The organism is Pseudomonas sp. 14A (genome assembly GCF_018132745.1).
Taxonomy (GTDB): domain Bacteria; phylum Pseudomonadota; class Gammaproteobacteria; order Pseudomonadales; family Pseudomonadaceae; genus Aquipseudomonas; species Aquipseudomonas mercuritolerans.
Genome location: NZ_JAGRQJ010000015.1, coordinates 274779 through 286909, shown reverse-complemented (window position 1 = coordinate 286909; position 12131 = coordinate 274779). Strand labels below are relative to the sequence as shown.

The following is a 12131-nucleotide window of genomic DNA, read 5'->3' as shown; positions in this document are numbered from 1 at the left end:
TTGAACCGATATTCAAAGCTTCGGCAACTGCCCGACACGCCCCATCATTTCCGTGACGATCTGCAGGTCCAGCAGGAACTGCTCAACGGTTTTGAATTCGCCATCGGTGTGGCCGGTGTATTTGGCCTCAGGTCGCGCCAGGCCGAATTGCACGCCGTTCGGCAATTCGTGAACCGAAGTCGCGCCAGCGGAAGTACCAAATTGCGACTTCATGCCGAGGTTTTCGCTGGCTACGGCAAGCAGCGCCTTGACCCACTCACCCTCGGGGTTGCGATACATCGGTTCAGCCACTGAATAGTCGAAGGCTACCGCGACGTCAGTCTTTTTGCTCCAGGCGTCGAGTTTTTCTGCGATCTCGGCCTTGAGCTTTTCCGGAGACTTGCCCTTCGGTACGCGCAGATTCACCGCCAGCTTGAAGGTTTTGTCATCCTCACCGACGTAGGTCAGCGAGGTGGTCAGTGGTCCCATGAACGAATCAGAGAAGCCAACGCCAAGTTTTTTGCCCAGATAATCCAGGCCCCAGTTGTCATCGGCATAGCGCGCCGCGTCGGTGAACTGGTTGTGCTTGAGCGCGATTTGGCCGTTCAGGCTGTTGAGGAAACTCAACATGCGCGCGACCGGGTTGACGCCGGACTCAGGCTCGGAGGAGTGCGCAGAAACGCCGGTAACGGTCAGTTTGACGTCCTTGCCATCAACCTTCGCCGCGACTTCGAAGTCGCCGCCGTTGGCTTTGGCATAGGCGTCGCCGGCTTTTTGCAGACTGGCGGCGAGCTCGGCAGGCTTGTCGGTTACCAGCGTGACCACCGAAGCGGACGGAATCTGGTTGGTCGCCTTGCCGCCAGTCATCGAAACGATTTCCGCGCCGGTGCCTTCAGCTTTGCGTTTGGCAAAGTTGGCCATGACGGTGCCGTAACCTTTTTCGGCGATCACCACCGGATAACCGCCGTCCAGCGCCATGTTGTAGTTCGGCGTCGGGTTGCGTTCGAAGTAATAAGGAATGGCGTCGCCGCTGGTTTCTTCGGTGGTGTCGACCAGCAACTTGAAGTTGCGCGCCAGGGGCAGTTTCTCGTCCTTGATCACTTTCATGGCATACAGCGCTACGACGATCGCGTTCTTGTCGTCTTCAGTGCCCCGGCCGTACATGCGATCACCGATCAGCGTGACTTTGAACGGGTCGAGCTTGGTGCCGTCTTTCAATACCCAGTTTTCCGGAGTTACTGGCACCACATCGGCGTGCGCGTGAATACCGACGACCTCGTCGCCTTTGCCGTCCAGAGAAATTTCGTAGACGCGGTTATCGACATTGCGGAATTTCAAACCGAAGGATTCAGCAAGTTTCTGAATCTCGCCGGCAATCTTGATGAATTCCGGGTTGTCGTGTTGCTCCACGCCGTCCTTGCGGAAGGTCGGGATCTCGACGAGTTGGCGCAGGGTTTCCAGCGCGGCCTTGCCATATTTCACGCGGGTATAAATGCCCAGCAAGCGATGAATTTCATTCTGCTGTTCGGCGTTCAGGGTCTTGTTGTCGAGAAAGGCGCTGATGGACGGGTTGAGCTTATCCGTCTTGGCCAGATCACTTTTCGCCAGGCTGCCAAGGAAGCTACGGAAGTCCGTCAGGTTCTTGCCATCGAAGGATTTCAGAATCGCTGCACTTTGCTCGGCAGTGATGTTGGCTTGTGCGGCGCTGGTAAACGCGGTGAGGCTGGCCATGACGAGCGTGGCAGCGGCCAGTTTTTTCAGGGAAAAGACCATGTAACAGGCATTCCTTTGCTAGAGATTGGGAAAATATGTCTGACACTTGCGGCAGAAACATTTTGCAACCTACCACCATGAGCAGGTGAAGAGGGAGTCACAAACTTGATCTGTCGCACAGAAATGCAAAAGAGGCGCACAAATGAAAAAGTCCCGGCAACTGATGCCGGGACTTTTTTTGTGCGAGTTACATCGACAGCATCAGGCGTCCGGCAAATAGAATGAGGATGACGCCCATGCTGCGCTCGAACCAGTGTCCAAGGCGCATGAACAGCAGGCGCACTTTGTTGCTGGAGAAAAACAGCGCGACGATCACGAACCACAGCGCGTTGACGAAGCACATCCACAAACCATAGAACGCCTGGATCTGCAGCGGTGTGCTGGCACTGATGATCGTGGTGAAGATGGCCAGGAAAAACAGCGTGGCCTTGGGGTTGGTCGCGTTGGTCAGAAAACCGGTGCTGAATGCCTTGAACAGTGACTGTTCAACCAGCGGCTCATCGGCGGTTTTTTCGCCTTCGACGCTGCTCTTGGGTTTGCTGCGGATCAGGCTGACGCCCAGATAGAGGATGTAAGCCCCACCGACCACTTTGGCCACAGTCAGCAGCCACGGCGTGGTGTGCATCAAGGCGCCGACGCCGAGCAGGGTATACAGCACGTGCACGGAGATTCCCGCGCCGATGCCCAGCGCAGTGCAGATGCCGACGAGCCGGCCGAAGCGCACGCTCTGGCGGATGGTCACGGCGAAGTCCGGACCGGGCGCCACCACGGCGAGAAAGTGGATGGTCGCCAATGCGAGAAATTCGCCCAGGTAATTGGAAAGCATGTCAGCTCCAGAAAGTCAGAGGGGAGGCATTGCCGCGATAGCCGACAAAGAACGACAGGCTCAAACGCGGATCGGCCACGCCCGGAGTCACCGAGTGCATGCGCCGCGAATTGAACATGATGAAATCGCCGGGCTGCGGTCGTACTTCCAGCGCCGGCGGCCCCAGCAGCGACGGCTCGATGCCATAACTGTCGCCGCGCATTTCGTCGAATTGATCCGGGGTGATGTGGTCATTCCACATCTGCAAGGCGCCACCCTCGGTGGGCATGTTCAGGTAGACGTTGCAGGCAAATTGCGCCTCGAGGCTGCGCGCCTGAAAACTGTCCGGGGCGTCCTTGGCGAAGATGTCGTGATGGGCAAGAAAGCACACGCCGGGTTTGACCACCCGCGACAAGCCGACATACATCTTGCGTCCGTAGAGGTTTTCCAGATGCGCGCCCGCGGGCCAGGATTCGTCGAGCATGCAGCGCAACGTGTCGATCGGCGAAGAGTAGGGCGCGCAGCGCTGGCGCAGTTCGTCGATTTTGCGGGTGGCGCGTTCGAAGTAGTCCTCGATCAGCAGCGGCTGGTTTTCCGCCTCGTAAAAGGCCATGCCGATACGGCCGATACTCGGCGCGTTGATGTAGCCTTCAAAGCCCGGGGCGAGGATCTTGTCGCCGATCTCGATCGCCAGCGGCTCGGGCAGAAAGCGTTTGACGCGGATGGCGAGGACTTCTTCGTTGGCCAGTTTTTTTATGCACGTCTCATCGAGACGCTCGACGTCTAGCATCATTTGTTTTAGGTCCATCTATCGATAGTCAACGGAACCGGCGAGTGCAGTTCCCCGGCGTCGGACGCTGCGCGATGGCAACGTCCGAAATGCTCAATCCACGCTGTAGTGGACGGACAACGTGCCTTTCTTCTGCGAAAGGGACGCGATCGTGACTGTGCCCAAATCCTTCAGGCTGCGTACGTGGGTGCCACCGCAGCCATAGGCTGGCAGCTCACCGAAACTGATTTCCCGCGCGCCCTCGCGCAGTGAAGTCAGACGCGGCAGATCGTGTTCGATCCACTGCTCGATACCGGTTTGCACGGTTGGCGCATCGACTTCTTCCGCGCCATCGCCCGGTTTGAATTGCACCCGGCCTTCGTCCGGCCAGTGGTGCGCCTTGATCGGCATCCAGCCCATGGCCTGAATGAAATGACCGATCAGGTGCCCGGCCGAGTGCATGCGTGTGTTGAAGCGGCGGCGTTCTTCATCGATGCGGATGACGGTCATGCCCAGCGGCAGCGGTCGGTCGACGAAATGCACAATGCACTCCGGCTCTTGTACCACTCGCGACACCCGGCTTTCACCGATCCAGCCGGTATCGCTAGGCTGTCCACCGCCCTGGGGGTGAAACAGGGTCGCGCGCAGCACTACGGCGAATTCGTTCTCGTGGGGTGTGCAGTCGAGGACTTCGACATTCGCCTTGAGGTCGTCACTGTGAAAAAACAGGCGAAGCGTCATATTCCATGCCCTGATCGAAGTTCTGTTTTTATTATATGAATCGTGCAATAACGTGATAATCCATTCGAACATCAAAGGACTTGTGCGTTGTGAGCATCAATCTTCCGCTGCCGCTGCTGGGTGAAATGGCGATTTTCGTCAAGGTCGTCGAGACCGGCAGCTTCTCCGAAGCAGCCCGGCAGATGGGTTCCTCACCCTCGGCGGTCAGTCGCAGTATTTCCCGCTTGGAAAAGGCGTTGGCCACGCGCTTGCTGCAGCGCACCACGCGTAAGCTGCGCTTGAGCGATGGCGGCGAAGAGGTGTTCAAGCGTTGCCAGGAAATGGTCAGTGCGGCCAGGTCGGTGATGGAAATCAGCGGCCAGTTCACCCACGAAGCCGAAGGTCTGGTACGGGTCAGCGTGCCGAAAGCGGTGGGGCGCTTTGTGATTCATCCGCACATGCCGGAGTTTCTGCGCCGCTATCCCAAGGTCGATGTCGAGTTGTTGCTGGAAGATCGTCAGGTCGATCTGATCGATGATCACGTTGATCTGGCGATACGCATCACTGATCGTCCGCCGGCGGGTCTGGTCGGGCGGCAGTTGCTGACCATCGATCATTTGCTTTGCGCCACGCCGCAATACCTGGCCGAACACGGCACGCCGACGCATCCTCACGATTTGCTCAACCACAGTTGTATTTATCTGGGCGAAACGCCGAGCGATGCACGCTGGAAATTCAAGAAGGGCAGCAAGGCGGTGACGGTCGGTGTGCGTGGGCGTTATGCCGCCAATCACACGGGCGTGCGCTTGGGGGGAGGTGTTGCAGCACATCGGCATTGGCAGTCTGCCGTATTTCACGGCGCGTTATGCGCTGGAACAGAAGTTGATTGTGCAGGTGTTGCCGGACTGGACGTTTCTTGCTTCCTATCATGGCGGGTTGTGGTTGCTGCATTCGCCGACGCGTTATTTGCCGCCGAAGTTGCGGGTGTTTATTGATTATCTGGTGGAGTGTTTGCAGAAGGAGCCGACGTTGGGTAGGCCCGGGAAATCTGCCGGTGGGAGCAATGCGGCTGTGGCGTATGAGCTGCCGGAGAGTGAGGGGTTGCTTTGAGGTTTTTTTGGTGGGACTTGGCGGCCTTTGGGCCGACCATGCTCTGGTGGTTTGGGTGAATATCCGTTGCTTCGGTTGTTGCTTCTGGCGGTTTCGCCCTTACGGCGAGTCACTTTTTCAGACGCCAAAAAGTAACCAAAACGCTTGCTCCTGCGTTCGGCCCTCGCAGGCTCGGGTTCCTTCGCTCCGGGACTGATCCGGGCGCAGCGGCTACGGTTTGCTTCGCTGCACCTCCTTCCGCTGTGTACGACTGCGTCGTACGGTCGCTGCGCTCCCACGCCCGGATCAATCCCTACGCTCAGCCTTCCGACGTCGCCTGTGAATCAAGATCAAGAGCGGTACTCGAGCTTGCGCTCATTGTTTTGAGTGGTTAGGAGCGGGAGGTGTCTGGCTTTGGTTTTGTAGTGGATTTTTCCCTCACCCCAGCCCTCTCCCCAGGGAGAGGGAGCCGATTTTTTGGCTTTTCGAATCTCATTCGACTCGGTAATTCAGGTCGACGTACTTCATCCAAACAGCGCGGTCAGTCCCCTCTCCCTCCGGGAGAGGGCTAGGGTGAGGGGCTTTTGATCTTGAAAAAAAAGGCCCGCACGGAATCACCAGTGCGGGCCTTTCGATTACCTGTCGAATATCAATGCTTGCTGTCCTGCGCCGACATGGCCAGCAGTTGTTTTTCCTGGTTCCAGTCGAACGGTTCGTCGTTCTGTTCGGCTTCGTAGCGGCGTTCTTCGAGGGCCTGGTAGAGGTCGATTTCTTCGTCGGAGAGGTAGTGCAGGCAGTCGCCGGCGAAGAACCACAGCAGGTCGCGGGGGATCAGGTGGGCGATTTGCGGGTAGCGGCTGATGACTTGGGTGAGGATGTCCTGGCCCAGGTATTGGCTTTCGATAGGGTCGATCGGCAGGGAGGCCAGCAGTTCGTCGAAGCGCTCGAGGAACAGGGCATGGCTTTCTTCGGGCACTTGTTCGGCCTCACCTACGGCGACCAGGATACTGCGCAGGTGGTCGAGCAACACGAGATGATCGGCAACGACGTTGGACACGAGATAAGTCCTCAAGAGCAAAACGGGCGCGGGAGTATAAAGCCCTCGCGCCGTTTTTTCACATAAACCGGGATCAGCGGACTTTGCCCGCTGCCTGGCTCAGTTCCTCTTTGGCGAAATCATCGACGTCGATCACCTTGCGGCGGGCCGCTTCGGCGTCACGCAGGCTTTGCGCTTCGACGGCTTGCAGCACGCCGGCTTCCAGCGCGGCATCGATGGCGTGTTCGCCGGCTGCCGGTTTGACCTGGCCGCTCTTCAGTGCGGTGTGCAGTTTCTTGTGCAGGGGTTGCGCGGCGTTAAGCAGGTCGCTGGCGTGTTGCAGCGCGCCCACGGCATCGTCCGCCGATTGCGGGCGGTAGCAGCCGGCGAGCAGTTCTTCCAGGGCTGGATCGCCTTTGGCGCGACCGATGACCGCAGCGACTTCAGCGCCGAGTTTGTCCGATGGGCCTTTGTGGCGGCGCCCGAACGGGAAGACGATGACCCGCAGCAGGCAGCCGAAGACTTTGTTCGGGAAGTTGCTCAGCAGTTCATCCAGCGCACGCTCCGACTGGCCGAGGCTTTCTTCCATGGCCCAGCGGAACAGCGGCTCCATGTACTCCGGCGAATCCAGGTCGTGATAACGCTTGAGCGCGGCGGAGGCCAGATACAGGTTGCTCAGTACATCGCCAAGGCGAGCCGACAGGCGTTCGCGGCGTTTCAGTTCGCCGCCCAGGAGCATCATGCTGAAGTCGGCGAGCATGGCGAATGCGGCGGCCTGACGGTTCAGCGCGCGGAAGTAGCCTTGGCTGATCCTGTCGCCCGGCGCATGTTCGAAATGACCGAGCCCGAGGTTCAGCACCAGTGTGCTGGCGGCATTACTCACGGCAAAACCGATGTGCTTGAGCAACAGGCCATCGAATTCCTTGAGTGCCTGGTCTTTATCCTGGCGACCGGCCAGGGCCATTTCCTTGAGTACAAAGGGATGGCAACGGATCGCGCCCTGACCGAAGATCATCAGGTTGCGCGACAGGATGTTCGCGCCTTCGACGGTGATGAAGATCGGCGCGCCGTTCCAGCTGCGGCCGAGGTAGTTGTTCGGCCCCATGATGATTGCTTTGCCGCCGTGCACATCCATGGCGTGGCTGATGCATTCGCGACCGCGTTCGGTGAGGTGATATTTGAGGATCGCCGACAGCACCGATGGTTTTTCACCCAGGTCCACCGCGTTGGCGGTGAGCATGCGGGCGGCGTCCATAATCCACGCGTTGCCGCCGATGCGCGCCATGGCTTCCTGGATGCCTTCGAACGCGGACAGCGGTACGTTGAATTGCTCGCGAATCTGCGCGTACTGACCAGTGACCAGACTGGTGAACTTGGCCGCGCCGGTGCCCACGGCTGGCAGCGAGATCGAACGCCCGACGGACAGGCAGTTCATCAGCATCATCCAGCCTTTGCCGAGCATTTCCTGACCACCGATGAGGTAGTCCAGCGGAATGAATACGTCCTTGCCGGAGTTCGGGCCGTTCATGAACGCGGCGCCCAGCGGCAGGTGCCGACGACCGATTTCCACACCTGCGGTATCGGTCGGGATCAGCGCCAGACTGATGCCGAGGTCTTCTTCTTCACCGAGCAGGTGATCCGGGTCATAAGCCTTGAATGCCAGGCCAAGCAGGGTAGCGACCGGGCCGAGGGTGATGTAGCGCTTTTCCCAGTTCAAGCGCAGGCCGATGACTTCTTCACCTTCCCACTGGCCTTTGCAGATGATCCCGGTGTCGGGCATCGCGCCGGCGTCGGAACCGGCCAGCGGGCCGGTGAGGGCGAAGCACGGGATATCGTCGCCACGGGCCAGGCGTGGCAGGTAGTGATTGCGTTGTTCATCGGTGCCGTAGTGCAGCAGCAATTCGGCCGGGCCGAGGGAGTTCGGGACCATCACGGTTGAGGCGAGGTCACCGCTGCGCGTCGCCAGTTTCATTGCCACTTGGGAGTGAGCGTAGGCGGAGAAGCCTTTGCCGCCGTATTCCTTGGGAATGATCAGGGCGAAAAAGCCGTGTTCCTTGATGTGCGTCCAGGCCTCGGGCGGCAGGTCCATGGACTGGCCGATCTGCCAGTCGCTGACCATCGCGCAGAGTTCTTCGGTCGGGCCATCGATGAACGCCTGTTCTTCTTCGCTCAGTTGCACTTTTGGATAGGACAGCAGTTTGTCCCAGTCCGGACGGCCGCTGAACAGCTCGCCGTCCCACCATACGGTGCCGGCATCGATCGCGTCGCGTTCGGTCTGCGACATCGGCGGCAGGGTTTTCTGGAACCAGTTGAACAGCGGCGCGGTGAAGTGCTTGCGGCGCAGGTCAGGCAGCAACAATGGCGCGGCGACCACCGCCAACAGGACCCAGAAGACAAACAGCAGCCAGCCCGGCGCGTGACTGAAAATCCCCATGGCGACCAGATAGGCCGCCACGATGCCCAACGCGGGCAGCGGGGCGATGCGTCGATGGGCGAGATACGCCACGCCGACGATCAAAACCAGTATCCACAACAACAGCATATTCAGTCCTCCGTGAACCAAGGCAAATCGACCCTCCAGAGCTTAGACGGCATCTGCAAATAAGGGTGGTCAGAGCATGGTGATTGAAATCGTGGGAAACCCCGGATGGTTTTCGTAGGTTCGGTGGGCAACACGTGTGGGAAATCGTTCGTTGCTGCGCAGCTTTGCTTTCAGGTTTGGCCGAAACGTCGTTATCTCTGTGCTCAAGCTGTCGCTAGACTCGTGGCTTACCCAGGAGATTGCCGTCATGCACGAGTATCTGAGCCCCGGCCGCTTCATCGATAGTGACCACCCGGCAGTGGTGGAGTTCGCCGAGCAGCATCGCGGTGCCAGTAATGATCCGCGTGAGCAGGCGATCAGTCTTTATTACGCCGTGCGCGAGGCGGTGCGCTACAACCCGTACACCTTCAGCCGTGATCCGCAAACCCTGCGCGGCAGTTACGCACTCGTAGCAGGGGAGAGTTACTGCGTGCCGAAAGCCACGCTGCTTGCCGGTTGTGCGCGGCATTGCGGGATCCCGGCGCGCATCGGTCTGGCCGATGTGCGCAATCACCTGTCGACGCCACGTCTGCTCGAGTTGCTGAAAAGCGATGTGTTTGCCATGCATGGCTACACCGAGCTGTTTCTCGACGGCCGCTGGGTCAAGGCGACGCCAGCGTTCAACCAGCAATTGTGCGAGTTGTTCAACGTCGCAGCGCTGGAGTTCGATGGCATCAATGACAGCGTTTTCCATCCGTTCAACCGTGACGGCGCGCAGTTGATGGAGTATCTGCTCGATCACGGCCAATTCACCGATGTGCCGGAAACCTTCTTCTTCGAGCACCTGCAAAAGTGCTATCCGCATCTGTTCAGTGAGCAACTGCCGGTGCTGCTGGGCGATATGCAGGCCGATTTGAGTCGCACCTGATCCGGCGTATGCTGGCCGTCCACTCACTTGCAAAGAGGCGGTCATGCTGAAGATCTGGGGACGAAAAAATTCATCGAACGTCAGAAAGCCATTGTGGGCTGCTGAAGAGTTGGGCCTGGCTTACGAGGCCATCGATGCCGGCGGCGCGTTCGGTGTGGTCGACACGCCCGAGTACCGCGCGATGAACCCCAATGGCCGGGTGCCGGTGATCGAGGATGACGGTTTCGTGCTATGGGAATCCAACGCCATCGTTCGCTATCTGCTGGCCAAACACGCCCCGGACAGCGCCTGGTATCCGGCGGATGCGCAAGCCCGCGCCACGGCGGACAAATGGATGGACTGGACCACGTCGAGTTTCGCCGGGCCGTTTCGCACGGTGTTCTGGGGTGTGCTGCGCACGCCTGCGGAGAAGCAGGACTGGAAGGCGATCAACGCCGCGATCAAGGAATGCGATGAATTGCTGAACATGGCCGACCATGCCTTGATCAGCCAGCCTTATCTGTCCGGAAACGAGATTGGCATGGGCGACATCCCGCTGGGCAGCTTCATTTATGCCTGGTTCGAAATGCCCATCGAGCGCGCCCCGCAACCACATCTGCAGGCCTGGTATGAACGTCTGAAACAGCGTCCGGCCTACCGGAAAGCGGTCATGACCGCGTTGACTTGATAATTACTATCGACACACTTGACTGTACTTGTGCGGCGGCGGCAAGCACCATTGCGAACTTGCGGCGCGGTTGTTTCCCTCGCCGCCCGCCCTTATTTACTTCTTTCCTTCCTTCTTGGTGCGTAAATCCGATATGAGTTCCGCTCTGTCCATCCGGCAGCTAACCAAAACCTACGGCAACGGGTTCCAGGCCTTGAGTGGTATCGATCTGGACGTCGCCGAAGGTGACTTTTTCGCCTTGCTCGGCCCCAACGGCGCCGGCAAATCCACCACCATCGGCATCCTCTCGACCCTGGTCAACAAGACCAGCGGCACCGTGAATATTTTCGGCCATGACCTGGACAAGAACCCGGCGGCGCTCAAGCGCTCGATCGGCGTGGTGCCGCAGGAATTCAACTTCAACCAGTTCGAAAAGACCTTCGACATCGTCGTGACCCAGGCCGGTTACTACGGCATTCCGGCGAAAGTCGCCAAGGAACGCGCCGAGCAGTACCTGACCCAGCTCGGCCTGTGGGACAAGCGCGATGTGCCTTCGCGTTCGCTGTCCGGCGGCATGAAACGGCGTCTGATGATCGCCCGTGCGCTGGTGCATGAACCGCGTCTGCTGATCCTCGATGAGCCGACTGCGGGCGTCGATATCGAACTGCGCCGCTCGATGTGGACCTTCCTCACCGAGCTGAATCAGAAGGGCATCACCATCATCCTGACCACGCATTACCTGGAAGAGGCCGAGCAGCTGTGCCGCAACATCGGCATCATCGACCACGGCACCATCGTCGAAAACACCAGCATGAAACAGTTGCTGGGCCAGTTGCATGTGGAGACCTTTTTGCTTGACCTGAAGAACGACTTGAGCGCGGCGCCGCAATTGCTCGGCTACCCGGCCCGATTGCTCGACGGCCATACCCTGGAAGTGCAGGTCGACAAATCCATGGGCATCACGGCGTTGTTCACCCAGTTGGCGCAGCAGAACATCGAAGTGCTGAGCCTGCGTAACAAAACCAATCGCCTCGAGGAGTTGTTCGTGTCCCTGGTGGAGAAAAATCTGTCGAAGGTGGCGGTATGAGTTCCGAGTTCGGGCCCAACCTCGTCGCCCTGCAAACCATCGTCTACCGCGAGGTCAAACGCTTCATGCGGATCTGGCCGCAGACCCTGCTGCCGCCGGCGATCACCATGGTTCTGTACTTCGTGATCTTCGGCAACCTGATCGGCCGGCAGATCGGCGACATGGGTGGCTTCACTTACATGGAGTACATCGTGCCGGGGCTGATCATGATGTCGGTGATCACCAACTCCTACGGCAACGTGGTCTCGAGCTTCTTCGGCAGCAAGTTCCAGCGCTCGATCGAAGAGCTGATGGTCTCGCCGGTGTCACCGCACACGATCCTGATCGGCTTCACCATTGGTGGCGTATTGCGCGGTCTGGCGGTGGGGCTGATCGTGACGATCCTGTCGCTGTTCTTCACCCATCTGCAGGTGCATCACCTCGGCGTGACCATTCTGGTGGTAGTGCTGACCGCGACAATCTTCTCGCTGCTGGGCTTCATCAACGCGGTGTTTGCGCGCAACTTCGATGATATTTCGATCATTCCGACCTTTGTGCTGACCCCGCTGACTTACCTGGGCGGCGTGTTCTACTCGATCACTTTGCTGCCACCGTTCTGGCAGACCGTGTCGCTGGCCAACCCGGTGCTGCACATGGTCAACGCCTTCCGCTACGGCATTCTCGGTGTCTCGGATATTCGCATCGGCATCGCGATCACCTTCATGCTGGTGGCGACCGTGGTGCTGTATCTCGGCTGTGCGCGGTTGCTGGTGAGCGGGCGCGGGATGCGTACCTGATC

The 12131-nt window shown here is 59.1% G+C and carries 10 protein-coding genes and 1 pseudogene; 5 read left to right on the top strand and 6 right to left on the bottom strand.

Features of this window, described 5'->3' with window-relative positions; translation table 11 throughout:
• Nucleotides 1-12: 12 nt before the first annotated feature.
• From PS14A_RS18175 to PS14A_RS18160, 4 genes are all read right to left on the bottom strand, one after another.
• Nucleotides 13-1752, bottom strand: coding sequence for a dipeptidase (locus tag PS14A_RS18175; RefSeq protein WP_212616905.1), 1740 nt, complete (start codon nt 1750-1752; stop codon nt 13-15).
• Nucleotides 1753-1939: 187 nt separating this feature from the next.
• A complete protein-coding gene (locus PS14A_RS18170; protein ID WP_016773667.1) occupies nt 1940-2578 on the bottom strand; it encodes a LysE family translocator in 639 nt (212 codons plus the stop codon).
• Between the two features lies 1 nt (nt 2579).
• Entirely contained in the window at nt 2580-3350 is a 771-nt protein-coding gene (locus PS14A_RS18165; RefSeq protein ID WP_212616904.1) for a 2OG-Fe(II) oxygenase, read from the bottom strand.
• A gap of 90 nt (nt 3351-3440) precedes the next feature.
• Nucleotides 3441-4067: an alanyl-tRNA editing protein gene (locus PS14A_RS18160; RefSeq protein ID WP_130911834.1), complete on the bottom strand. Its 627-nt coding sequence runs from the start codon at nt 4065-4067 to the stop codon at nt 3441-3443.
• Nucleotides 4068-4156: 89 nt separating this feature from the next.
• On the opposite strand from PS14A_RS18160, the pseudogene PS14A_RS18155 reads away from it, so the two are divergent.
• Nucleotides 4157-5156 (top strand): annotated as a pseudogene (locus tag PS14A_RS18155) (LysR family transcriptional regulator).
• A 628-nt stretch (nt 5157-5784) separates the two neighbouring features.
• On the opposite strand, the gene PS14A_RS18150 reads toward PS14A_RS18155, so the two are convergent.
• Together PS14A_RS18150 and PS14A_RS18145 are read right to left on the bottom strand one after the other, a co-directional pair.
• The gene (locus tag PS14A_RS18150) at nt 5785-6192 is read right to left on the bottom strand and encodes a PA2817 family protein (protein ID WP_039760212.1); all 408 of its coding nucleotides are present in this window, start codon (nt 6190-6192) and stop codon (nt 5785-5787) included.
• Between the two features lie 73 nt (nt 6193-6265).
• The gene (locus PS14A_RS18145) at nt 6266-8713 is read right to left on the bottom strand and encodes an acyl-CoA dehydrogenase (protein WP_212616903.1); all 2448 of its coding nucleotides are present in this window, start codon (nt 8711-8713) and stop codon (nt 6266-6268) included.
• 247 nt (nt 8714-8960) lie between these two features.
• On the opposite strand from PS14A_RS18145, the gene PS14A_RS18140 reads away from it, so the two are divergent.
• The 4 genes from PS14A_RS18140 (at nt 8961) to PS14A_RS18125 (ending at nt 12129) form a co-directional block, all read left to right on the top strand.
• Nucleotides 8961-9620: a transglutaminase family protein gene (locus PS14A_RS18140; RefSeq protein ID WP_212616902.1), complete on the top strand. Its 660-nt coding sequence runs from the start codon at nt 8961-8963 to the stop codon at nt 9618-9620.
• Between the two features lie 43 nt (nt 9621-9663).
• Nucleotides 9664-10287 carry a glutathione S-transferase gene (locus PS14A_RS18135; RefSeq protein ID WP_212616901.1) on the top strand — a complete coding sequence of 208 codons (624 nt, stop codon included), beginning with the start codon at nt 9664-9666 and terminating at the stop codon, nt 10285-10287.
• 133 nt (nt 10288-10420) lie between these two features.
• Nucleotides 10421-11353, top strand: coding sequence for an ABC transporter ATP-binding protein (locus tag PS14A_RS18130; RefSeq protein WP_122611441.1), 933 nt, complete (start codon nt 10421-10423; stop codon nt 11351-11353).
• A complete protein-coding gene (locus PS14A_RS18125) occupies nt 11350-12129 on the top strand; it encodes an ABC transporter permease (RefSeq protein ID WP_056788203.1) in 780 nt (259 codons plus the stop codon). The genes PS14A_RS18130 and PS14A_RS18125 overlap by 4 nt, the downstream gene beginning before the upstream one ends.
• Nucleotides 12130-12131: the final 2 nt, after the last annotated feature.